This is a genomic window from Flavobacterium channae, from assembly GCF_021172165.1.
GTDB lineage: Bacteria > Bacteroidota > Bacteroidia > Flavobacteriales > Flavobacteriaceae > Flavobacterium > Flavobacterium channae.
On the sequence record NZ_CP089096.1, the window covers coordinates 54645 to 77356 of the forward strand.

The following is a 22712-nucleotide window of genomic DNA, read 5'->3' on the forward strand; positions in this document are numbered from 1 at the left end:
TTATGGAAGAATTTAACGATACAATCAATTTAGGCGAAAGCGTAGTTAAAGTTTTAAAAGGAATTTTCGATCCAGAAATTCCTGTAGATATTTACGAACTTGGATTAATCTACGATGTTATGATTAACGAGGATAATGATGTGAAAGTTTTAATGACGTTAACTTCACCAAACTGTCCTGTTGCTGAAACATTACCAATGGAAGTAGAAGAAAAAATCAAGTCAATTGATGCAGTAAAATCTTGCGTAGTAGAAATTACTTTTGATCCGCCATGGAGTAAAGATTTAATGAGCGAAGAAGCTAAGTTAGAATTAGGAATGCTTTAAAATAAAGTAACCAGTCACAGTCGCAGTAAGCATTTTCTAAGTTTCTTGCTGAAAACTGTGACTGAAAATTGTGACTGAAAATTGTGACTTCAATATGGATGAAATAGTAAATAAAGTTGCACAAAGTTCTTTGATGGTATTCGATTTAGAAGATTACTATCCGGATAACTATGTGGTTGATTTAGATATTTCGCAATGGTTACTAGAAGGATTTATTCTTAAGGAATCTGATTTCAGAGAACAATTAAAAAATAATGATTGGTCTAGTTTTGATGACAAATATGTTGCTTTATATTGTTCAACAGATGCTATTTTGCCAGCTTGGGCTTTTGCTTTAGTTTCTGTGTATTTAGCACCACATGCTGTAAAAATTATTCACGGAAATAAAGAAATGGCCGTTATAGATTGGTATCAAGATGTTTTAAACAAATTAGATTATACTGATTACTTTCAAAAACCAGTTATTTTAAAAGGCTGTTCAAAAAAATCTGTTCCAAATCAGGTGTATACTTTAGCCATTCAAAAATTAATTAAAGTTTCTAAGAGCGTTATGTTTGGCGAAGCTTGTTCGGCGGTACCACTCTTTAAACAAAAATAAGTACCTTTGCATCTTTAATTTTTAAAATCAAAAGATGAAAAAAGTTTTATTTTTAATGTTATTTGTTTCAGTTACTATTTTAGCACAAGAAACAGTTACAGACACTACAAAACATTGGACACGTAAAGGTGTTTTTACTTTTTTAGCAAATCAATCTTCTTTTAGCAATTGGCAAGCAGGTGGTCAAAACAACTTTGCTGGAAATATTGGAATTAACTACGATTTCAATTATAAAAATGGCGATTGGCAATGGGATAACAAATGGATTGTTGCTTATGGTTTAACCAAAATTAAAGGAGCTGATACTCAAAAAACAGACGATAGAATTGAATTGAATTCTCTTTTAGGAAAAAAAGCTTCAGGTAATTGGTATTATTCAGCTTTTTTAAACTTCAAGACACAAATGGATACTGGATTAGATCCAGCAACGCAAACAACTAAAATTTCGCATTTCTTTTCGCCAGCTTATTTTCAATTTGGACCTGGTATGTTGTGGAAAAAGAGTGATAATTTAAAAGTGAATATTGCGCCAGCAACTTCTAAGTTAATTGTTGTTCACAGTCATTTTACAGAATTAGCGCCATCTTTTGGTGTTGAGATGGGAGAAACAACTCGTTATGAATTAGGAGCCGCTTTAAATGGTTACTATAAGTTTAAACTAATGGAAAATGTTTCGGTTGAGAATATTTTGAATTTGTATTCAAATTATTTAGAAGAAGCAGAAAATGTTGATATCGATTATCAATTGAACATTGTAATGAAAATTAATAAATACTTAACTTCTAATTTTGCTTTTCAAACAATTTACGATGACAACGCATTTAGAGGCTTTCAGACAAAACAAATTATTGGTTTAGGAGTGAATTACATTTTTTAAAACAAAATACTTTATAAGTAAAAAAAGACCTCATTTGAGGTCTTTTTTTATTCGTTTTCAGTTGCGTCTTTATAATCTGGATATAAAAACTTATTGTATGGAAAGCGAGTGATATGAATTTCTCTAACCGCTTCGTATACTTTTTCTCTAAATTCCTCAAAATTCGCTTTTTCAGTAGCTGAGATAAATAATGTTCTATTTTCTCCAAGTTTACTCATCCAAGTTTGTTTCCAATCTTCTAGTGTGTAATGTTTAGTTGTTTTTTCAACACTCAAATCATTTTCATCAAAGTAAACTGATTTAAAAGCGTCAATTTTATTGAAAACCATAATAGTTGGTTTATCCGCACTTTTAATGTCTTGCAAAATTTGATTTACAGATGCAATATGGTCTTCAAAATCGGGATGTGAAATATCTACCACGTGCAATAACAAATCAGCCTCTCTAACTTCATCTAGGGTACTTTTAAACGATTCAACTAATTGTGTTGGAAGTTTTCTAATAAAACCTACAGTATCGCTTAAAAGAAATGGTAAATTCTTAATTACAGTTTTACGAACAGTAGTATCTAAGGTTGCGAATAATTTATTTTCTACGAAAACATCACTTTTACCCACCGCATTCATCAAAGTTGACTTACCAACATTGGTATAACCTACTAAAGCAACTCGAACCATTGCACCACGATTACTACGTTGGGTTGCCATTTGTTTATCAATAGCTTTGATTTTGTCTTTCAGTAACGAAATACGATCGCGAACAATACGACGGTCAGTTTCAATTTCAGTTTCTCCAGGACCGCGCATTCCAATACCCCCTTTTTGACGTTCAAGGTGCGTCCACATTCCGGTTAAACGAGGTAGTAAATATTGACATTGTGCTAATTCTACTTGCGTTCTTGCATAAGAAGTTTCAGCTCGTTGAGCAAAGATGTCTAAGATAAGATTGGTTCTATCTAAAACTTTACAATCTAATTCACGTGTAATGTTTTTAGATTGTGATGGCGATAATTCGTCGTCAAAGATTACAGTTTTGATATCGTTATCTTTGATAAAATATTTTATTTCTTCTAGTTTTCCTGTTCCAACAAATGTCTTTGGGTTTGGTTTGTCCATTTTCTGAGAGAAACGTTTGATAACAGTTCCGCCAGCAGTATAGGTTAAGAACTCCAACTCGTCAAGATATTCATTTAGTTTATCTTCACTTTGGTTTTGAGTTACAATACCTACTATAATTGATTTTTCAAAGTCAATAACTTCTTTTTCTAACATAATCGTTCTTTATAGATTGCAAAGGTAGTTAAATACAGAACACAAAAAAAGCTCTTGAACATTGTGGATTTGAATTGTTTAAAAACAAAAATGAGCTCGATATTATATCGAGCTCATTTAATAATTTAAATATTTTTAATATTTAATTATTGAAATAAAATATTATCTATTTGAGCTCCTGGTCTCGTTTCTGCGTTAGTAGTTGATGTTGTAGCTACATCATAGGCAAAAATGATATGGCCTTGACCTGACATTCCTGTAAACGTATGAACACCTGAATCTGTGAAAGTAGGAGCCCAACCTGTACCTGTATGAGTTGAGAAAGCAAAACTACCTGTAATATCTACAAGATTTGCTGTAGGGTTACTACTATTGAAGTTTGTAGAATAATACACTTTCATAATTGGTGTTGAAGTTTGAGACATGTAACCATACAATGTTTTAAATGAAACTTTTGTATGAGTATCAAAATCGAAAGGCATTACAAAGAAAATTTTAGTAGCCCCTGAGCTAGATCCTTTTCTTGCTTGTAAATATTTATTACCATTGAAAGTCCCTACAAACCAATTATTAGTTCCTTGAACCATAATATTTGAATAGTTAGGGAATGTACTAGTGTTTGATGCAAAAGACTCAAAGTTTTCGATTGCAGGGTGTAATCTTGCATTGGTTAATTTTACATCGTTAAGTGTTCTTAACATTAATTGGAAAGTTCCATTATATTTAGTTAAAACACCACGAATTTTACCACTTTCACTTGGGATTTCTTCTGTAGCAAATGTAGCAAACGCACTATTACGTACAGTTATTGAATTTCCAGCTGCATCAATTACAGAATGATTAGTAGCAGAGGCACCTACATAAGATAATGCTTCATCATGATATGTGTGTCCTAAAGAAGCATCTGCAAATTGCACCTCATCAAACTCTACTATTTTGTGTAAATAGGAATCGTTAATTTGAGAAAGTGAAATATGTTGTACTAAAGTTTCTTCATCAACTTTATCACAACTTCTTAAGATAGCATCTTTATACTCAACACCTGAAATTCTTCCAACGTTACCTTCAAAAAGAGAACCAATTTCTAAAGAAGATATTTGGCTATCAAAATTAAAATAACGGTCTTTCATGTTGATAGTTACTTTTCTTCCTGGCTCATATTTCGTGTATAAGTTATAATCATCAACAGGCATTGTAAATCCTTTAGCTCCATCTACAGAAACAAAAGATATCGATTTGTAAAAATTTCCACCTTCATCACTAGAAGTAACATAAGCCTCAATATAGTCAGAATTTGTGTATTGCTGAGCTGTACCATTAGCCAAAGTAGCAATATCTTGAACTGATTTAGTTGCAGCTATAGTGATACAATCTTCAGACAAATTTGGTGTACCATAATCATCACCATTTACACAACTTGTTAAAGTTGCAAAAATAGCAGTTGTTAATACTAATTTTAAATTTTTCATAGCTATTAGTTTTTAGTAATTTTAACATTGTCAACTTCCCAAGTCATTGAAGCGGATGAAGTTGAAGTGTATTTGAATGCTACGTATACATTTCCACCTACAAAAGAGGAAATATCAATATTTCCAGAATTTGTCCAAGTGTAAGCATTAGATGCGTCTAGTGTAGCTGATAAATCTGTCCAAGTAGCTGCATTAGGATCTCCACCTGCATAATCTGAAGAAATTTTTATTTCTAAAACATTTCCAGTAAATTTTGAAGCCGTTTGAAAAGATAAACTTGCCGATGTTAACTCGCTTAAATCAATTTCAGGAGAAATTAACCAATCCTCGTTTGCATTGCTTGTACCTGCATAACCAGACATTTTTGCACAATTACCTGGATTTCCGTATTGTGTATCTAGTTGCCATACTTGAGCGCCTGTTGCACTATATTTTGTCCAGTCTGCCCAATTCGTTTCAAATCCATCTGTAAATGCATACTCATAAACTGTAGGAATAACATAATCGTCATCTCCTACACAACTTGTCAAAACACCTGTGCCAAGTGCCAACAAGAACATTGTTTTTAAAAATTTTATTTTCATAGTATATTTTTTTTAGAAGTTTATGTAGAAGTTAACAAAAAATGTTCTTCCATATCCATAAAAATACTTAGAACCAAAAGAGGGTGTTCCGTTAGCTTGGTCCGCTTGTAAATCAGGGAAAGTTGCTTTTCTTGATTGTTCAAAACCTCCTGTCTTGTATTCAACGTCTAATAAGTTGTTAATAGAAGCAAAGAAACCTACAGTATTACGGTTAGCTTTGCTAATTCTCCAAGATTTTCCACCTGTTAAATTTAATAGAGCGAAACTATCAAATTTTTCTTGTTTTAATAGAGCTCTAACCGTTTCAGGAGTTGCGCCAGAATAGTTATCTCCTGTAGTTCCATCGATACTGAAGTTATCAGTTCTTAAAATGTTTGCAATATCAATGTAACTGTTTGCTAAATAGTTGATATTAGCTCCTACCCACCAGAAGTTCGGATCTCTATATTCTAAACCAAATGAAGCAGCTGTTTGTGGCATACCTGGTTGGTGATAATCTTTAATATAAACAGTTCCAAAATCCGTTAATGAATTTCTTCCATCAGCAGCTAATGCATCATCATTTGTTCTTAATTTTGCATTGTCTGAATAAATGTATTGACCGTAAGAAGCTGCTACAGTAGCTTTAACTGTTGAAGTAATTTGGTATTCTAAACCAAGTTCTGCACCCATATTTTGTTTGTCAATTCCTGTAACAATTTCACTTACAAAAGTATCTTCATCACCTCCAGTATCACCTCCAATTCCTTCTCCATAGAAGAAAGCGATTTCAGTTGCATCTTGAATTTTAGAATAGAAACCTGTTAAACGTGCTTTGAATTTAGGAGCTCTTAAGATATAACTAGCATCAGCACTTGTAATTTTTTCACTTGTTAAATCAGGTGTAATTACATTATTCATTCTCGCATTTGAGAAAGAGTTTCTTAAGCTTGGTGCTTTAGTTTGATATAAACCATTAAAGTCAAAATAATTTCTTCCGTTCAATTTATAAGTTAAACCTCCTTTAAACCCGAAGTTTTCAAAAGTAATGCTTTCTCCTTTTCCATAAGAATTGTCAGCATAGATTCCGTTTTTGTAAAGACCTTCTCTTTGGTATTCTGATCTAGAGAACGATTGAGCTAAATAAAAATCAGCTTTGTCGTAAGTGAATTTAAATTGAGTAAATCCATCAAATGTTAAAGCGTGTAGTAAATAATTATACCCATAAGTATCTCCTTCTACAACTTGTCTGTTTGGATTGTTTAAGTCAGATTGAGATGCATTTCCTGAATAAAAAGGATCGATATCTAAGAAATACTGTCCTCCTAATAAATCCAATAAGTTTTGGTGATTATGAGAACGTAATTTTCTGAAATTTGCTCCTGCTGTTAAGCTAACATTTTCAGAAATACTTGAATTCAAGATACTGTTTGCGCTTAATTGATTGTCATCAGTTCTGTCTTGGTATAAAGCGTAAACACTTCTTCCTGCAAAAGCACTATTTTGGTTTGCAATATACATAGCATTCCAGTCAATTTGTGAATTTGATCTAAATCCATTTCCAATTTGAGTTAATTGGTCTGGAGTATAACCTCCTAAATTACTGTAGTAACTTGGTAAGTTTTTGTAGTAAGTTGGATCTGGATTGTTTCCTAATTGGTAATCTAATCTAGAGTTTCCAATTTTACCCGTTTGAAAAGCAACGTTAGTATTTAAAGTTGTTTTTTCTGTAATTTTCCAATAGTGAGATAACATTGTAATTGGCTCTTCAACATCTTTGTCTCTTGAGTTACGTTTTTTACCATCTTGCCATCCCCAATAAGAATTGTATTTAATTCCCATTAAATCATTCACTTCTTTAGTGTTTGGAGAGTTTTTTCCTCTACTATTTTGAGCATAAATAGCAGTTAAATTCAAACTGTGTTTGTCATTAATTTTTTTCTCAACACTTGCAAATAATGAATTTGCACTATAGTCAGTTCCTTCAAAATAACCTTCTTCTGCCCATCTTCTAGAAGCTGAAACCACAAATGCCCATCCGTCTTTATTCATGCCAGACGCGTGAGTTCCCATCATTCTCCAACTATAGTTGGTGTTAGTGCCCGACATAGAGATTCTTGTTCCTGGACGGTAAAAAGAAGCTCTTGTATTAATCTCTTGAGTTCCTAAAGCGCTACCAAATGTATAATCAGATGGACCAGAACCCATAGTGAATTCTTGATTACGAGTTGCATCATTTAAACCACCCCAGTTACTCCATTGTGGTCTTCCGTCATATAATTTATTCATAGTGAGACCATTAATCATGGTAACTCCATATTCATTATCTAGACCTCTAATTCTAAAACGTGCTAAACCCCAGTTAAATGCTGCAGCTTGTTGATACGTGTCTCTAGTTGCTTGTAAAAGCCCAGAAGTACTTTCAGAACCACTGTTGTCATCTCCTAAATCATTTTCAGTAATTGTTACTAAACTTAATTGTTGTTCAGATGTAATGTCTTCTTCTAGCACAACTACTCCTAAATCAAGAGTTTCGCCATTAGCAGAAGGTTCTAACATAAAAGTTTGTTGCGTGTATCCAGAAGTTTTGATTGTCAACACTTGTTCACCTGTTGGGATAGTTTGAAAAACAAAGTTTCCATCAAAATCAGTCAAAGTAGATTGGTTCGTACTTTGAATGGTTGCAACAACATTTTGTAATGGTTTTTGACTTTTAGCATCGATAACCTTACCTTTTAAGGCTGGATTTTGCTGTGCAAAAACAAAAACAGCTTGCAGCACTAATAATGTGCTCAATACAAGTTTTTTCATAAAGAATATTAAAATTAATACTAATTTAATGTTAAGTAGTTACAAACTTAACAGCCTACAAATGTATAACTTTTAATAATATTATTTACCTTTGGCACCCAATTTGTAATAAACTTGATATTAATATAACATTTGATTTATGAAAATTAAACACCTTTTGGCTGTTTTTACTGTGATTTTGTCTGTAAATAGCGCTGTTTCACAGGATAAAAAATTTAAAGTGCATACCGTAGCATTTTACAATTTTGAGAATTTATTTGATACAATTAATGATCCAGATACTTATGATGAAGAGTATACTCCTGTAAATGGTTGGACAAAAAAGAATTATCAAAAGAAATTAGATAACTTAAGTCGTGTTCTTATCGAATTAGGTACAAGCGAAAGTCAAAAAAATTCTCCAGTAATTATTGGCGCTTGTGAAATTGAAAACAGAAGAGTGCTAGAAGACTTAGTTAAGCATCCTACTTTAATTAATAAAGGATATAAAGTAGTCCATTTTGATTCTCCAGACAAACGTGGAATTGACGTTGGATTTTTATATCAAGAAAAGTATTTTCAGCCAACAAGTTACATAAATGTGCCGTTGTATGTTTATGAAACAGAAACAACTTCTGATAAGAAAAGTACAAAAGAAGAAGAAAAAGAAGTTGAGGAAAATGTAAACTACGATAAAAAAACAAAACGTATTTATACACGTGATCAACTTTTGGTTACTGGTTTATTAGACGGAGAAGAAATTAACGTAATTGTTAACCACTGGCCATCACGTTCTGGTGGAGAGAAAAAAAGTAGCCCATACAGAGAAGCTGCTGGAAGATTGAATAGAAAAATTATGGATTCTATCATCAAAATCAATCCAAAAGCAAAGTTTATTACGATGGGAGACTTAAATGATGGTCCTTACAATAAATCTGTAAAACAAGGAGTTGGAGCAAAACTTAAAAAAACAGAATTAAAAGAACCAAGAGATGTTTACAATCCGTTTGAGCAAATGCAGAAAGACGGTCACTCTTCTTTGTTTTATCGCGACGCTGGAGATATTTTTGACCAAATTATGGTAAGCCAACAATTAGTTCCAGCAGATAATAATGATTATGCTACTTTTAAATATTGGAAGGCGGGCATTTATAACAAACCTTTCTTAATTCAAAAAACCGGACAGTACAAAGGATATCCACTGAGAAATCAAAATGGAGTTCCAGGATTTTCAGATCACTTCCCAGTTTATATTTATCTAGTGAAAGAAGTGAAGTAATTTCAGTCTTAATAATTTAATAAGGTTAGTTTGCAATAAAATGCGGCTAACCTTTTTTCTTTTTAGTAACTTTACGTTTTTAAATTGCAGAAGATGAAAATTAAAAAACCATTTAATCTAAATCAATGGATTGAAGAAAACCGACAGTTTTTGAAGCCACCCGTGGGAAACAAAACCATCTATGATGAAACTTCAGACGATTATATTGTTATGGTCGTGGGTGGACCCAATGCACGAAAAGACTATCACTACAACGAAACCGAAGAGTTGTTTTATCAATTAGAAGGAGAAATCACAGTCTATGTTCAAGAAGATGGCGAAAAGAAAGCCATGAAATTAGGACCAGGCGATATGTATTTACATCCTGCTAAAGTACCGCATTCTCCTGCTAGAACAGAAGGTTCAGTAGGTTTGGTAATCGAAAGAAAACGCGCTGGAAAAGGATTTAACGATGGGTTGTTGTGGTTTTGCGACAATTGCAATCACAAATTACATGAAGTCTATTTCGAGTTACACGATATTGAAAAAGACTTTTTACCGCATTTCAGTACGTTTTATAATTCAGAAGAAAAAAGAACGTGTAAAAAATGTGGTACTGTAATGGAAACCAATCCTAAGTTTACTACTAAGAAATAGTTAAAAAACAGCTGTGTAACCTGAGACACACATTTATTAAAATATATTTTTTACATTTGTGAAAATTTAACAAAAACCAAATAAAAAGTTATAAAATGATATCTGAAGCAGCAATTCAATTTGGTATGCAAGAAGCTTTGCAACAATTAGGCATTAAAGAAATTAACGAAGGAACATCTACTGGAACAAAGTGGTTTTCTAACGGAAAAATCATCGAATCATACTCACCTGCAACAGGAGATTTGATTGGAAAAGTAAAATCTTCAACAAAAGAAGATTACGAAACAGCTATGAGTGCTGCAGAAGAAGCTTTCAAAACATGGCGTTTGGTTCCAGCTCCAAAAAGAGGTGAAATCGTGCGTCAAATGGGAGAAGAATTACGTAAACATAAAGAAGCATTAGGAAAATTAGTGTCTTTCGAAATGGGTAAATCGTATCAAGAAGGTCTTGGAGAAGTGCAAGAAATGATTGATATCTGTGATTTCGCAGTAGGTTTATCACGTCAATTACATGGATTAACAATGCACTCTGAGCGTCCAATGCACAGAATGTATGAGCAATGGCATCCGTTTGGAATTGTTGGAATCATTTCGGCTTTCAACTTCCCAGTAGCGGTTTGGTCTTGGAACACAATGTTAGCATGGATTTGTGGTGATGTTTGTATTTGGAAACCAAGTTCAAAAACGCCTTTATGTGGTGTAGCTTGTCAAAACATCATTCAAACCGTATTAGAAAGAAACAACTTGCCAGAAGGAATCAGCTGTTTAGTAGTGGGTAACGAGTCTGGTGATTTAATTAATAACGACAAACGTATTCCATTAGTATCGTTTACAGGTTCTACAAGAATTGGTCGTCACGTATCAAAAACAGTTGCTGAGCGTTTTGGAAATACTATTTTAGAATTAGGTGGAAACAACGCCATCATCGTTTCTAAAGAAGCTGATTTATCAATGGTATTGGTTGGAGCAGTATTTGGAGCGGTTGGGACAGCTGGTCAACGTTGTACGTCAACTCGTAGATTAATTGTTCACGAAAGTGTTTACGATAAAACATTAGACGTTTTAGCAAAAGCTTATGCGCAGTTAAAAATCGGAAATCCATTAGATGCTAACAATCACGTGGGACCACTTATCGATAAAGGAGCAGTTCAAGATTACTTAAACGCTATTGAAAAAGCAAAAGCTGAAGGCGGAAGAGTAATTGTAGAAGGTGGTGTTTTAGAAGGAAAAGGATACGAAAGTGGTTGTTATGTAAAACCATGTATTATTGAAGCTAAAAACGAGTTCGAAATCGTACAACACGAAACATTTGCTCCAGTATTATACGTAATGAAATACAGCACAATTGAGGAAGCTATCGAAATGCAAAATGCAGTTCCTCAAGGGTTATCTTCTTCTATCTTTACAAACAACATGAGAGAAATGGAATTATTCCTTTCTGCTGCTGGTTCAGATTGTGGTATTGCTAACGTAAACATCGGAACTTCTGGTGCTGAAATTGGTGGTGCTTTTGGTGGTGAAAAAGAAACAGGCGGTGGCCGTGAATCAGGTTCTGATGCATGGAAAGCTTACATGAGAAGACAGACAAATACGATCAACTACGGAACAGCGTTACCTTTAGCACAAGGAATTAAGTTTGATTTGTAAAAATTATGTGATTAGTGAAAAGTAATTAGTGATTAGTTACTTTTTGGATATAGAAAAACCCTGCAATTGCAGGGTTTTTTGTTTGGACAGTTCTTAAACGAATTTGATTAGGAGCTAACTAGTATGTATTTATTAGACAATTTTCGTGTATTATTATTTTTTACTTTTAATAGTTAAGAATAATTTATAATTTGAATTTTCTTTTCTGTAAACATACATTTCTCTAGATTTTGATGGTTTTACAATAGAATCATTTATTTTTATGTCATACCCTTTAGTTAACATAAAATTCGGACTATAAAACGCGTCATTAATCATTATACTTCCATTATCTCTTATTTTTATTTTTGAAACAATAAAGTTATATTGATTAATATTATCTTCTCTTGTTTTTATGTAATTTCTTATAAAGAATAAAATAAATAATATGGTAGCCAAACCTAAAATTATCTTTTTCATAATATTATTAGTAATTTAATTTATTTAAAACGTTTAGCTGTTTTTAATTGCCACATCTGCACATTGAAAATTACTTCGTTTTCTTCACGTATTGCGTCAAAATATAAATACTTTGGTTTTCCACTCTACCTTCAATCAAGTTAGCGTCGTCCCAAACTAATTTAATATTATGTACGGCAGCTCCACGTTTTGCGGTAAAAGTAGCCCCTTTTACATCTAAATCTTTTATCAAAACTACGGAGTCACCATCTTGTAAAATAGCTCCGTTACTGTCTTTATGTACAATTTTGTTTTCGTCTTCTTCTTCGCCTTCACCTGTTGCTTTTGCCCATTCTAATGCTTCCTCATCTAGGTACATCATGTCAAGCAAATCGTTGTTTTTTAAACGAGCCAACATACGCCAGGATAAAATTTGAACCGGTAAATGTTCATTCCACATACTATCTGATAAACCTCTCCAATCGTTTTCATTCATGGTTTCCGGGTTTTCAATTTGATCTTTCAAATGTTTAGCAACCAAAACCGAATGTTCTAAACTTTCTGCAGTGTGAGGTGGCAACGTGTACACAACTAAATCATGTTCGGCACCACTAATCTCGCAAACTGAACCACTGCGATCTTTCAGTTTTTTTTCTATTACACTCATTTTGAATGGATTTTACGTAAATAAATAATTTGAAACAAAGGTATAAATTGTAAGGAAACGACATAAAAAAAAGCAACTTTTTTGACGAGTTGCTTTTTAATATAGTGGTAATTATTTTTTATAAATTGAAGGAAGCTCCAATTGAGAAATTGAATTGATTGTTGTATTTTTCAAATCCAATAGGATCATTATCATACATTGCAATAGGAAATTGAATTTCAGAATAAACTCCAAATCCAGGTGTGAAAAAATAACGCGCGCCTAAGTGAGCTCCAAAGTTTTTAACCCCAATGTTCAAACCAGGATAAATATCTACTTTTTCTTCAATATTAAAGACATCGGCAATGTTGGCACTAAAACGAGCTCTTAAATCGAAACGGTCGTCAAAATTTGGTTTTTCACTATTTATTTCCTTTATTCCAAGTAAGTATAGTGAAGTAAGACCAACAGACATGTTTTTACCAATTCCATAGTCATAGGTAACAATTACACCCGAACCGTATTCTTGGAAATTAGCTCCAACTTGAAATTTAGTATCTCCTTTTCCTGTAAAAACCTGAGCATTTACAAATGAAATAGAAGCAAAAAAACTAGCAATAATTAGAAATTTTTTCATGGCATCAATATTAATTTAGAAAGCAAATATACTAATTTTTAATTTCGACCTTTTTCGTTCGGATAAAGATCTGGCAACGAATCGCTTTGCCAATACTCTTTTGTGTCTACATCTAAAATAGTTAGCTTTCCTTTAAATGCCGCTCCGGTATCCACATTCCAAACACAAGCTTTGTTTATAGGTGTCGTTTCGTTGATTTTAGTAACTGGCGTATGTCCGATATAGATTTCATCATATATGTTTAAACGACTTGGATAAGTAATAGCATCTTTTGAAAGTTGATTGTTAAGTGCTAAAGCAGTTTCCCAAAGTGTTCTATCCCAATAAAAAAGCGCTTTAAAATATTCATGATCTACACCTTTCATATTGGTAAAACCAGCATGAATAAACAATCGATTTTTATCATCTAAATAATAATCTTGTAGAGATTGCAAGAATTCAATATGTTTTTCTTTAGTTAATGCATCAACATTTTGATATGAAATAACAGTTGCTTCACCACCATGGGTAAACCACAATTTTTCATCAATATTTTCGTTATTACCTAATAACCAGTCTAGTAATAGTTCGTCGTGATTACCTCGAATGAAATAGCATTTTTGCTTTTTTTGCAATTCGATTAAAAAATCCAAAACATCAGGAGATTCACTCCAACCGTCTACATAATCGCCTAAAAAGATTAAAATATCTTTATCAGTAACGTTTGCTCTTTTCAAAACTTGTTGCACTGCTTTTAGTCCGCCATGTATATCTCCAATAACTAATTTCCTCATAAATTATTCAAATTCAGTTCAAATTTTAACAAAAAGTATAGAAAAACTACAGCAATTTAAAAATCGCTAGCTATTAAATTTGTAATTACCGTAAAAAAACATTTAAAAAAACAAACAAACACACTCAAATTCAAAACATTATGAAAAAATCAGTAAAATTATTTGCTTTAGCATTTGTTAGCTTGGCAATTTTCTCGTGTACAACAGATGAATACGATGCGGCACTTGAAGAAAGTGTAAAAGTAACAGAAAATATTCAAAATGCCCAATTTAAATACGGGGATAATGGTGAAGAGACAGAAGAAGATGAAGGTGGTGTAAGAACACCTATAGATTCTTTGAATTTGAATTTAAATATTGTTGAGGGAACACCATTAGTAGTCATAAAAAAAGATTAATTTAATATAGTTTATCATGAAAAATATTTTAATTATTACAATTACATTTTTATTGAGTATTTTATTATTTATTAATTCTCATGTTAAAGAAAATGAAAACCAATTTGAAAAAGTTAGTGACGATGTTTCAAACTTTAAAGGTAAAGAAAACATTTTTTTAAATACAAATAGTGAAAGAACCCCTTTGGTGATTATGAAAAAAGATTAATATATATTTGTATTTAATCTTTAAAAATGAAATTCCAAAGTTGAAAATATTTTACTATTTCGTAATTCTAATAGTCTTCATTAAATGTAAATCAAATGAAGAAGATTCGTTATATGATAAAAAATTTGATATTTATTTAGATAGAGTTTCGGATAATTCTTTGTCAAAAAATGACAGATTAAAGAATTTAGATTCTGCAGAGTATATGTTAGAGAATACAAGAGTCAACGATTCTGCTTACAGAAGGAATTATTTTAAAATTGCTAATAGATATTTTATTCTTTTAGAATATGAAAAATACAAATCTACTTCACTTAAGATTTTAGAGTTAAGTAAGTTGGTAAATGATTCATTAAATATTGCAAAATCTAAATATTACATAGGAGATTATTATTTTTTTAAATCAAAAAATGATAGTGCATATTATTATTATCTTTCAGCTGAGAAAGATTTTAAATTAATCGATGATAAGGAAAACTTAGCCAATACTATTTTACACAAGGCTTATATTTTACTTTATGAAAAAGATTTTCAAGGTAGTGAAACTGAGACAATAAAAGTTTTAGACATAGCCAAGAAAATAAATGATAATTCTTTAATTTATGAATGTTATGTGAATCTTGGGAGTTCACTATCTGGACTTGGAAATTATCAAAAGTCATTAGATTATCATTTAAAAGCATTAGACCAGATTAGTAAAATAGAAGACAAAAATTATATACCTATTTTAAAAGCTCAAACTTTAAACAATATTGGATTTGTTTTTATAAGTGCAAAAGAATTTAGAAAAGCAAAAAAATATTTTCAGGATGGGTTAAGCGTTCCTAGTATAAAAGAAATTCATCCAGTTATTTATTCATCTATTTTAGATAATTTAGCTTATAGTGATTTTAAATTAGATAATAAAAAAGGGCTAACAAACTTTAGAGAAGCTTTAAATATAAGAGATAGTATAGATGATATTTATGGTAAAATTAATAGTAGGATTCATCTCACGGAATATTACCTAACTAAAAAAGACACTCTAAAAGCACTACAACTTAATCAGGAAGCCAATACTTTAGCTAAAGAATCTAATTATAATAAAGAAGTTTTATTAACCTTAGACTTTTTTACGAAATTAAAACCAAAGGAAGGACTTAAATATGCCAAAGAATACATTCGATTAAGCGATAGCTTGCAACAACAAGAGCGATTAACGCGTAACAAATTGGCTAGAATAGAGTTTGAAACTGACGAAATTTTAGTAGAAAAAGAAGCTATTTCAAATCGATTTCGAATTATTCTAATTTCTTCATTATTAATTATTTTCTTTGGAGTATTATTTTATATCATTCTTTATTTACGTGGCAAACACAAAGAGCTGTTATTTAGTCAGGAACAACAAAAAGCAAATGAAGAAATTTACAAGTTAATGTTGGATAAACAGGAAGAAATGGATGAAGTGAAGAAGAAAGAAAAGCTTCGAATTTCTCAAGAACTTCATGATAGTGTTATGAATAAATTGGCCGGAACTCGACTGAATTTATTTGTATTGACCAAAAAAAGAGACGAAGAAACCATTCAAAAATGTTTGGAACACATAAATGGTATTCAAGATATAGAAAAAGAAATTAGAACCATTGCACATGAGCTGTACAATGAATCTTTTATGACCAATGGGAGTTACCGTAGTTTGTTAGAACAACTAATTCAAAATCAAAAAGAAACTTATAAAACAAGCTGCGAATGCGATATTGATCCTGATGAAACTTTCGATACTATTTCAGCTTTAGTAAAGATGAATGTCTATAGAATTCTTCAGGAAACCTTAAATAATATCAACAAACACGCAAAAGCAACAAAAATTTCATTAAGTTTATATATTCAAAACGACTCATTGATTTTGAAGATTATGGATAACGGTGTTGGCTTTAATTCATCGAAATCTAAAAATGGAATTGGGTTAAAAAGTATGATAAATCGCGCCGAAGCCATAAATGGGGTTTTAGAAATTGATTCTGAATTAAATAAAGGAACTTCGGTTTGTTTAAAAGTTAAGTTGTAAAAATTAATCACGATACAATTGGAAAATAAAAAGTTAAACATTTTAATGATTGATGATCATCCATCAATGATTGAAGGCTACAAGAGTATTCTTTCATTTAATGATTTGGATTATGATTTAAATGTTACTCCTGCGTATAATTGTGAGAGTGCTTATCACTTAATAACCGATATTCAAAGCAAACCGGCTTACGATGTAGTTTTCATCGATTTGAGTTTGCCTCCTTTTTTAGAACAAAACATTAAATCTGGGCAAGATTTAGCCTCTTTGGTCCGTTTGTACATGCCAACTTCTAAAATTATTATTCTGACATCACATGTAGAAGCTTTTGTCTTGTATAAAATTCACCGTGAAATAGAACCTGAAGGATTTTTAGTAAAAAGCGATTTTACTGCCGATGAGTTATTAATTGCATTCAATCAAATTGTAACAGGAAATAAATATAAAAGTCGCACTGTTCAGCAAAACATACAAGAGTTAATGGCAAATGACTTTTTATTAGATGAAAATTATCAGCAAATAATTACGCTTTTAGCGCAAGGCATAAAAACCAAAAACATGCCAGAACATATCAACATTACACTTAGCGCCATTGATAAAAGAAAGGCTCAAATAAAAGAGTTTTTTAACATCGAAAAAGGTTCTGATGAAGATATAATTAAAGAAGCCAAAAAAAGAGGGCTCATTTAGAACTTTAACAAAATCTGCAGAAAAACTACAGCAATCTATTTGTAAAGCATACTTAAATTTACATTATCATTCATAGTAAATTAAAGATGAAATTACACACTAAAATAGTATTGTTTCTATTGGTCTTAAGTTTAGTATGGCTTTATACCCTCATTGATTTAACGTATGGAACACTTTTTTTAGATGGCAATACGTTTATGACAAGTTGTATTGGTTTTCAAACACAATTTAAGCTGGTTTACGCACTCGGAATTGTACTTTTCGTGTCGTATCTAGTGGTGATTGTTTTTATGAAAAACAATAAAGTATATTAGTCATATTTCATTTTTCTTAAGATTCTCATTACTTCTTTAAAAGAAACGTAAACCATTGGGTCTTCTAAAGTTTTTAAATGACTTTTTGCATCTATAAGTTTCTGTTTGGCATCCTCAAAACCATTCAAATAACAAATCATCAAAATGTGCGGTAAATTCTCTAAATCGCGTTGTTCCGTATTCTGCAAAGGCAATCCTTTTTGAAGTTTGTTTAATATTGATAAATTAGAATTATAAATGTGATACAACATTTTTCTATTGTATTGCGGAGGTTCAAACAACATTTCGGAGTTCATTTTGTAATAACCATTATCAAAGAAGGTAAGCGTTACTTTTTCAAAGGGATAATAGCTAGTTTTATCATTCAAACCCAAAGAAATATATTCTGTTATAGAAAAAGTGTTTTCGTCATATTCGATACAAACTTCATCAAGTGCCGAATAGAAAAGTTTTACTTGTTCGTTTATTAACTCAATATCAACTCTCGAATAATAAATCTTGTCTCTAATTTTTTTCTTGTTTCCTGCCCAGCAAACCACAAATAATTCTTTAAAGACATGATAACCCGTTGCAATATCTTTATGTCTGTTATTAATGAAATCCAACACACTTTCAAGCGTATGAGCTATGCTGTTACGTGAACTATTCTCAATACTTATAACTGTTTCTACGTTTTGTTTTGAGTATGGAATTTTTTCTGTTGTTGGAGTAGTGTTGCTACCTTTTCTAACAAAAGTACTATTGGCTTCGATAGTATGAATGCCTTTTTTGAAATAGGAATTTTTTGACTTAGGTTTTATAGTTACTAAACCAACGACTTTATCTTTTGGAAGATTTGGAAAAGGCACATTTTCATATTGAATTTTAGGTGGGTTTTCTAAAAAAGCATTTACTAAATTCTGAATCCTACTATCATCAAAAAAATCATCTCCAACTATTTCGTTGCTTTCGTCTTCAACTCCAACGACAATGTAGGAATTATTACTTGGATTGGAGTTAGAAAGTGCGCAAATGTGTTTTAAGAACTTAGCCTTTCCTTCTTTTGTGTGTAAATTCAACTGACGCTTTTTGTCATAAAAACTATTCTCATCATGATGAGCTAGCAGATTTTTAACAAGTAGGCGTTTGTTTATCATTTTTTTGAATAGATATAAGAAAAAAAGTGATTAGCATTTATTAACCAATCACTTTTACTAATTACTTTTTAATTAAGGCACTTTATTTCCCATGCTCGTGGTCCATATTTCAAACCAGTCTTGTTTTTCTAGTTCTAATGAACATGCTTTAAATAATTGTTGAATGCGCGCCACATTTACAGTACCAGCTACTGGTAAAACTCCAGCTGGATGTTGTAAAATCCAAGCAAGTAATATTAAATCGGATCCAACATGATATTTATCTACTAACGTAGCTAGAAGTTGTCTTAATCGAAATGTTTGTTCGGTATTTTCTCTGAAAACAGTCCCAAGTGGATTCCAAGCCATTGGTTGAATACCATGAATTTGCATATAGTCAAAACTTCCATCCAGCATAGCTTCGTGATGAGTGGCAGAAAACTGCACTTGATTGAAGTCGATTTTAGTTTTCTGACGAATTAATTCTGTTTGAGAAGAGGTAAAATTAGAAACCCCAAAAGCTTTTATTTTTCCTTCCGATTTTAATTTTTCTATCGCTTCAGCAATTTCATCAGCAACCATTAACGGACTTGGTCTGTGTAAAAGCAATACATCTAAATAATCGGTTTGTAAATTTTTTAATGAATTTTCTACCGACCAAATGATATAATCTTTAGAATAATCGTAATGTTTAATTTTATTTGGTCTTCCCTTCGTGTGTTGAATTCCACATTTTGTGATTAATTGGAGTTTGTCTCTTGAAATTTTACTTTCATGAAAAGCCTTTCCAAATTGAGATTCTGTAGTGTAATCTCCGTAAATATCGGCATGATCAAAAGTAGTTATTTTATTTTCGATACAAAGATTAATCAAATGAATCATTTCGGTTGTATTAAGGTTCTTATCCCAAATACCCCAATTCATAGTTCCTGCGATTATTCTTGATAAAGTTTTCATAAAGTTTGTTTAATAATGTTAAAAATTACAATAAAGAATTAGAATGTCGTGTTATTAAAAGACCCTATGAATATACTAATTAAAACTATTTGTCCCATGAAAAAGGTAAAAAAAATTTTATTGAGTTTGTTTGCTATCCTATTTTTAGCCCTCTTTGTCCCAAGTTGCTCGGAATCAGATAACAATTCTGGTGGTACCTCAAGATTAAAAGTGAGCTTAACCGATAATCCAGGTGATTATGATGAGGTTAACGTTGAAATTATCGATGTTAAAGTTAAGTATTCGAGTAATACTGATGAAAGTGGTTGGGTAAGTATCGGAATTGATAATCCAGGAGTTTACAATCTTTTGGATTTAACAGGAGGTGTTACCGCAGCATTAGCAGACGCAGAGATTCCGTCTGGTTTTCTAGGTCAAATCAGATTAATTTTAGGAGAAAACAATACTGTTGTAAAAGATGGTGTAACTTATCCATTGAATACGCCTAGTGCACAACAATCAGGATTAAAATTGCAAGTAAATCAAACACTAGAGCCTAATTTCACCTATGATTTTTTACTGGATTTTGACGTTAATTATTCGGTAGTTGTAGAGGCAGGTGGCTCTGGAAACTTTAATTTACATCCTGTTTTACGAGTTATTTCTTTGGCAAATACTGGTTCAATTTCAGGAACTGTTGATGCAGGCGGATTCCAAGTTTTAGCATCTGTAATGGTCAACGGAGTAGAAGTAAGTGCATACACCAATTCTGAAGGAATTTTTCATCTTCATGGAATCCCAGCAGGAATTTATACAGTAACTTTAACTCCAGATCCTCAATCGACTTTTTCGCCACTAATTATCGAAAATGTTGAAGTGGTAAATGGAGTCAATTCAGATACCGGTTTAAGCACAATATCCAATTAATAAGAAATATTTAAGTTAAAGTATCTTAAATATCACAAAAAGGCAGCTATATCAAGTAGTTGCCTTTGTTTTTTTAACCAATTATTAACAACAAACCACTAATTTTTTTTTCAATTTTGAAATGTTAAAATTTTGAACTTATATTGTACCTCGAAAAAAACGTTAGATATGGAAGAAAATAGTACTTCACTCGATATTAGAGCAATCAATGAAAAGATAGAAAGAGAAAGTGCTTTTATCGATTTGCTTACAATGGAGATGAACAAAGTTATTGTAGGTCAAAAACAAATGGTAGAGCGATTGTTAATCGGACTTTTAGGTCAAGGACACATACTTCTAGAAGGTGTTCCTGGATTAGCAAAAACACTTGCAATTAATACATTATCCCAAGCCGTTCATGGCTCTTTTAGCAGAATCCAGTTTACACCGGATTTATTACCTGCAGATGTTGTAGGAACAATGATATACAACATCAAACAAAACGATTTTACAATTCGTAAAGGACCAATTTTTGCCAACTTTGTACTTGCCGATGAAATTAACCGTGCTCCTGCAAAAGTGCAATCTGCGCTTTTAGAGGCAATGCAAGAAAAACAAGTTACAATTGGTGATGAAACGTTTAAATTAGATAAGCCTTTCTTAGTAATGGCAACTCAAAACCCTGTTGATCAAGAAGGAACTTATCCATTGCCAGAAGCTCAAGTAGACCGTTTTATGCTAAAAGTGGTTATTGATTACCCTAAAATGGAAGAAGAGCGAATGGTAATTCGTCAAAATTTAAAAGGTGCTTTTGAAAAAGTAAATCAAGTAGTTTCATTAGAACAAATTTTAAGAGCACAAGAAGCTGTTCGTGAAGTTTACATGGACGAGAAAATCGAAAAATATATTTTAGATATTATTTTTGCTACTCGTTATCCAGAAAAATACAGATTAGAAAGTTTAAAACCTTTAATTAGTTTTGGAGCTTCACCTCGTGGAAGTATTAACTTAGCAACAGCTGCAAAATGTTATGCATTCATTAAACGTAGAGGTTATGTAATTCCAGAAGACGTTCGTGCTGTTGTATACGATGTATTACGTCACAGGATTGGAATTACTTATGAAGCAGAAGCTGAAAATGTAACAACTTTTGACATCATAAGCAAAATTGTAAACGAAATCGAAGTGCCTTAATCTAGTTATCAGTGTTAGTCCCAGTTTACAGATAATACTTTTTTAATACTGCGACAGTCAACTGCGACTGCTATCTAATTAAAATGGATACCAAAGAAATTCTAAAGAAAGTTCGAAAAATTGAAATCAAAACCCGAAGATTGAGTGATCATATCTTTTCGGGAGAATATCATACGTCTTTTAAAGGACGAGGTATGACGTTTTCAGAAGTACGCCAATATCAATATGGTGACGACGTTAGAGCAATCGATTGGAATGTTACAGCTAGATACAACGAACCTTTTGTGAAGGTTTTTGAAGAAGAGCGTGAGTTAACTATGATGTTGTTAGTTGATATTTCTGGTTCTGAAAGCTTTGGAACTAAAAATCAATTAAAGCGCGATATGATTACCGAAATTGCAGCAACTTTAGCTTTTTCGGCAACTCAAAACAATGATAAAATTGGCTTGATGTTATTTTCAGATCAAATCGAATTGTTTATTCCGCCAAAGAAAGGGAAATCGCATGTATTGAGAATTATTCGAGAACTAATCGAATTTGAATCGAAAAGTAAAAAAACAGATTTATCCCAAGCCTTGAAATTCTTATCTGGAGTTTTAAAAAAGAAAGCCATTGTGTTTTTAATCTCAGATTTCATGGTGAAAGATTATGAACAAACTTTAAAAATTGCTTCAAAACGCCACGATGTTACCGGAATTCGAGTTTTTGACCAAAGAGAGGAAAGTATTCCAAACATTGGAATCGTAAACATGATGGATGCAGAAACCGGAGAAACTTTGTTAGTAGATACCAATTCGAAGAAAGTACGAATGGATTATGAGAAATACTATCATGAAAATGTGAACTATTTCAAAGATATTTTTTCAAGATGTGGTGCCGGAACAATTAGTTCGAGAGTGGATGAAAGCTATGTAACCAAGTTATTAGGTTACTTTAAAGCGCGTAATTAAGAAAA

The 22712-nt window shown here is 31.8% G+C and carries 23 protein-coding genes; 13 read left to right on the plus strand and 10 right to left on the minus strand.

Annotated elements, in window-relative coordinates:
• Positions 1-2 precede the first annotated feature (2 nt).
• The 3 genes from LOS89_RS00245 (at position 3) to LOS89_RS00255 (ending at position 1801) form a co-directional block, all read left to right on the plus strand.
• Positions 3-326 (plus strand): SUF system Fe-S cluster assembly protein, encoded by a 324-nt coding sequence (locus tag LOS89_RS00245; protein ID WP_231835729.1) that lies wholly within the window; start codon positions 3-5, stop codon positions 324-326.
• Positions 327-420: 94 nt separating this feature from the next.
• Positions 421-924: a DUF2480 family protein gene (locus LOS89_RS00250; RefSeq protein WP_231835730.1), complete on the plus strand. Its 504-nt coding sequence runs from the start codon at positions 421-423 to the stop codon at positions 922-924.
• A 34-nt stretch (positions 925-958) separates the two neighbouring features.
• Positions 959-1801 carry a DUF3078 domain-containing protein gene (locus tag LOS89_RS00255; protein ID WP_231835731.1) on the plus strand — a complete coding sequence of 281 codons (843 nt, stop codon included), beginning with the start codon at positions 959-961 and terminating at the stop codon, positions 1799-1801.
• Positions 1802-1848: 47 nt separating this feature from the next.
• Here LOS89_RS00255 and hflX read toward each other — a convergent pair whose 3' ends face one another.
• The 4 genes from hflX to LOS89_RS00275 all read right to left on the minus strand — a co-directional run bounded on the left by hflX (position 1849) and on the right by LOS89_RS00275 (position 7915).
• Positions 1849-3072, minus strand: coding sequence for a GTPase HflX (gene hflX, locus LOS89_RS00260; RefSeq protein ID WP_231835732.1), 1224 nt, complete (start codon positions 3070-3072; stop codon positions 1849-1851).
• A 146-nt stretch (positions 3073-3218) separates the two neighbouring features.
• Positions 3219-4541: a DUF5689 domain-containing protein gene (locus LOS89_RS00265; protein ID WP_231835733.1), complete on the minus strand. Its 1323-nt coding sequence runs from the start codon at positions 4539-4541 to the stop codon at positions 3219-3221.
• 5 nt (positions 4542-4546) lie between these two features.
• Positions 4547-5125, minus strand: coding sequence for a choice-of-anchor J domain-containing protein (locus tag LOS89_RS00270; RefSeq protein ID WP_231835734.1), 579 nt, complete (start codon positions 5123-5125; stop codon positions 4547-4549).
• 12 nt (positions 5126-5137) lie between these two features.
• Positions 5138-7915 carry a TonB-dependent receptor gene (locus tag LOS89_RS00275; RefSeq protein ID WP_231835735.1) on the minus strand — a complete coding sequence of 926 codons (2778 nt, stop codon included), beginning with the start codon at positions 7913-7915 and terminating at the stop codon, positions 5138-5140.
• Between the two features lie 139 nt (positions 7916-8054).
• Between LOS89_RS00275 and LOS89_RS00280 the strand changes: the two genes are divergently transcribed.
• The 3 genes from LOS89_RS00280 (at position 8055) to amaB (ending at position 11455) form a co-directional block, all read left to right on the plus strand.
• On the plus strand, positions 8055-9173 hold the full coding sequence (locus tag LOS89_RS00280) for an endonuclease/exonuclease/phosphatase family protein (RefSeq protein ID WP_231835736.1): 1119 nt from the start codon (positions 8055-8057) through the stop codon (positions 9171-9173).
• A gap of 93 nt (positions 9174-9266) precedes the next feature.
• The gene (locus LOS89_RS00285) at positions 9267-9809 is read left to right on the plus strand and encodes a 3-hydroxyanthranilate 3,4-dioxygenase (protein ID WP_231835737.1); all 543 of its coding nucleotides are present in this window, start codon (positions 9267-9269) and stop codon (positions 9807-9809) included.
• Between the two features lie 95 nt (positions 9810-9904).
• Complete coding sequence (gene amaB / locus LOS89_RS00290; RefSeq protein WP_374107725.1) at positions 9905-11455, plus strand: L-piperidine-6-carboxylate dehydrogenase; 1551 nt, start codon at positions 9905-9907, stop codon at positions 11453-11455.
• 153 nt (positions 11456-11608) lie between these two features.
• Here the strand turns inward: amaB and LOS89_RS00295 are convergent, their stop codons facing one another.
• The 4 genes from LOS89_RS00295 to LOS89_RS00310 all read right to left on the minus strand — a co-directional run bounded on the left by LOS89_RS00295 (position 11609) and on the right by LOS89_RS00310 (position 13949).
• Positions 11609-11914 carry a hypothetical protein gene (locus LOS89_RS00295; protein WP_231835738.1) on the minus strand — a complete coding sequence of 102 codons (306 nt, stop codon included), beginning with the start codon at positions 11912-11914 and terminating at the stop codon, positions 11609-11611.
• A gap of 70 nt (positions 11915-11984) precedes the next feature.
• Positions 11985-12560, minus strand: a complete 576-nt coding sequence (locus tag LOS89_RS00300) for a PhnA domain-containing protein (protein WP_231835739.1) — start codon at positions 12558-12560, stop codon at positions 11985-11987.
• A gap of 118 nt (positions 12561-12678) precedes the next feature.
• The gene (locus tag LOS89_RS00305) at positions 12679-13176 is read right to left on the minus strand and encodes a DUF6646 family protein (protein ID WP_231835740.1); all 498 of its coding nucleotides are present in this window, start codon (positions 13174-13176) and stop codon (positions 12679-12681) included.
• A gap of 38 nt (positions 13177-13214) precedes the next feature.
• Entirely contained in the window at positions 13215-13949 is a 735-nt protein-coding gene (locus LOS89_RS00310) for a metallophosphoesterase (protein WP_231835741.1), read from the minus strand.
• 140 nt (positions 13950-14089) lie between these two features.
• Between LOS89_RS00310 and LOS89_RS00315 the strand changes: the two genes are divergently transcribed.
• Genes LOS89_RS00315 through LOS89_RS00330 form a run of 4 tightly spaced genes read left to right on the plus strand, consistent with a single transcriptional unit; the run spans position 14090 to position 17292 of the window.
• Entirely contained in the window at positions 14090-14347 is a 258-nt protein-coding gene (locus LOS89_RS00315; RefSeq protein WP_231835742.1) for a hypothetical protein, read from the plus strand.
• Between the two features lie 16 nt (positions 14348-14363).
• Positions 14364-14555: a hypothetical protein gene (locus LOS89_RS00320; protein ID WP_231835743.1), complete on the plus strand. Its 192-nt coding sequence runs from the start codon at positions 14364-14366 to the stop codon at positions 14553-14555.
• Positions 14556-14595: 40 nt separating this feature from the next.
• The gene (locus tag LOS89_RS00325; RefSeq protein WP_231835744.1) at positions 14596-16602 is read left to right on the plus strand and encodes a tetratricopeptide repeat-containing sensor histidine kinase; all 2007 of its coding nucleotides are present in this window, start codon (positions 14596-14598) and stop codon (positions 16600-16602) included.
• An 18-nt stretch (positions 16603-16620) separates the two neighbouring features.
• The gene (locus LOS89_RS00330; RefSeq protein WP_231835745.1) at positions 16621-17292 is read left to right on the plus strand and encodes a response regulator; all 672 of its coding nucleotides are present in this window, start codon (positions 16621-16623) and stop codon (positions 17290-17292) included.
• A 310-nt stretch (positions 17293-17602) separates the two neighbouring features.
• On the opposite strand, the gene LOS89_RS00335 is transcribed toward LOS89_RS00330, so the two are convergent.
• Both LOS89_RS00335 and LOS89_RS00340 read right to left on the minus strand, forming a co-directional pair.
• Entirely contained in the window at positions 17603-18742 is a 1140-nt protein-coding gene (locus tag LOS89_RS00335) for an ATP-binding protein (protein ID WP_231835746.1), read from the minus strand.
• A 72-nt stretch (positions 18743-18814) separates the two neighbouring features.
• Positions 18815-19678 (minus strand): aldo/keto reductase, encoded by an 864-nt coding sequence (locus tag LOS89_RS00340; protein WP_231835747.1) that lies wholly within the window; start codon positions 19676-19678, stop codon positions 18815-18817.
• 96 nt (positions 19679-19774) lie between these two features.
• Here LOS89_RS00340 and LOS89_RS00345 point away from each other — a divergent pair, with 96 nt between their 5' ends.
• The 3 genes from LOS89_RS00345 (at position 19775) to LOS89_RS00355 (ending at position 22707) form a co-directional block, all read left to right on the plus strand.
• Positions 19775-20584 carry a DUF4382 domain-containing protein gene (locus LOS89_RS00345; protein ID WP_231835748.1) on the plus strand — a complete coding sequence of 270 codons (810 nt, stop codon included), beginning with the start codon at positions 19775-19777 and terminating at the stop codon, positions 20582-20584.
• Between the two features lie 168 nt (positions 20585-20752).
• Positions 20753-21757, plus strand: coding sequence for an AAA family ATPase (locus LOS89_RS00350; protein WP_231835749.1), 1005 nt, complete (start codon positions 20753-20755; stop codon positions 21755-21757).
• Positions 21758-21840: 83 nt separating this feature from the next.
• The gene (locus LOS89_RS00355; RefSeq protein ID WP_231835750.1) at positions 21841-22707 is read left to right on the plus strand and encodes a DUF58 domain-containing protein; all 867 of its coding nucleotides are present in this window, start codon (positions 21841-21843) and stop codon (positions 22705-22707) included.
• Positions 22708-22712: the final 5 nt, after the last annotated feature.

Bases quoted from the DNA above. Each gene is read 5' to 3' on its own strand.
- LOS89_RS00315 (WP_231835742.1), top strand. From the start codon at position 14,090: ATGAAAAAATCAGTAAAATTATTTGCTTTAGCATTTGTTAGCTTGGCA.
- amaB (WP_374107725.1), top strand. From the start codon at position 9,905: ATGATATCTGAAGCAGCAATTCAATTTGGTATGCAAGAAGCTTTGCAA.
- LOS89_RS00320 (WP_231835743.1), top strand. From the start codon at position 14,364: ATGAAAAATATTTTAATTATTACAATTACATTTTTATTGAGTATTTTA.
- LOS89_RS00270 (WP_231835734.1), bottom strand. From the start codon at position 5,125: ATGAAAATAAAATTTTTAAAAACAATGTTCTTGTTGGCACTTGGCACA.
- LOS89_RS00305 (WP_231835740.1), bottom strand. From the start codon at position 13,176: ATGAAAAAATTTCTAATTATTGCTAGTTTTTTTGCTTCTATTTCATTT.
- LOS89_RS00250 (WP_231835730.1), top strand. From the start codon at position 421: ATGGATGAAATAGTAAATAAAGTTGCACAAAGTTCTTTGATGGTATTC.
- hflX (WP_231835732.1), bottom strand. From the start codon at position 3,072: ATGTTAGAAAAAGAAGTTATTGACTTTGAAAAATCAATTATAGTAGGT.
- LOS89_RS00275 (WP_231835735.1), bottom strand. From the start codon at position 7,915: ATGAAAAAACTTGTATTGAGCACATTATTAGTGCTGCAAGCTGTTTTT.
- LOS89_RS00335 (WP_231835746.1), bottom strand. From the start codon at position 18,742: ATGATAAACAAACGCCTACTTGTTAAAAATCTGCTAGCTCATCATGAT.
- LOS89_RS00280 (WP_231835736.1), top strand. From the start codon at position 8,055: ATGAAAATTAAACACCTTTTGGCTGTTTTTACTGTGATTTTGTCTGTA.
- LOS89_RS00295 (WP_231835738.1), bottom strand. From the start codon at position 11,914: ATGAAAAAGATAATTTTAGGTTTGGCTACCATATTATTTATTTTATTC.
- LOS89_RS00345 (WP_231835748.1), top strand. From the start codon at position 19,775: ATGAAAAAGGTAAAAAAAATTTTATTGAGTTTGTTTGCTATCCTATTT.
- LOS89_RS00300 (WP_231835739.1), bottom strand. From the start codon at position 12,560: ATGAGTGTAATAGAAAAAAAACTGAAAGATCGCAGTGGTTCAGTTTGC.
- LOS89_RS00245 (WP_231835729.1), top strand. From the start codon at position 3: ATGGAAGAATTTAACGATACAATCAATTTAGGCGAAAGCGTAGTTAAA.
- LOS89_RS00355 (WP_231835750.1), top strand. From the start codon at position 21,841: ATGGATACCAAAGAAATTCTAAAGAAAGTTCGAAAAATTGAAATCAAA.
- LOS89_RS00310 (WP_231835741.1), bottom strand. From the start codon at position 13,949: ATGAGGAAATTAGTTATTGGAGATATACATGGCGGACTAAAAGCAGTG.
- LOS89_RS00265 (WP_231835733.1), bottom strand. From the start codon at position 4,541: ATGAAAAATTTAAAATTAGTATTAACAACTGCTATTTTTGCAACTTTA.
- LOS89_RS00350 (WP_231835749.1), top strand. From the start codon at position 20,753: ATGGAAGAAAATAGTACTTCACTCGATATTAGAGCAATCAATGAAAAG.
- LOS89_RS00340 (WP_231835747.1), bottom strand. From the start codon at position 19,678: ATGAAAACTTTATCAAGAATAATCGCAGGAACTATGAATTGGGGTATT.
- LOS89_RS00255 (WP_231835731.1), top strand. From the start codon at position 959: ATGAAAAAAGTTTTATTTTTAATGTTATTTGTTTCAGTTACTATTTTA.
- LOS89_RS00285 (WP_231835737.1), top strand. From the start codon at position 9,267: ATGAAAATTAAAAAACCATTTAATCTAAATCAATGGATTGAAGAAAAC.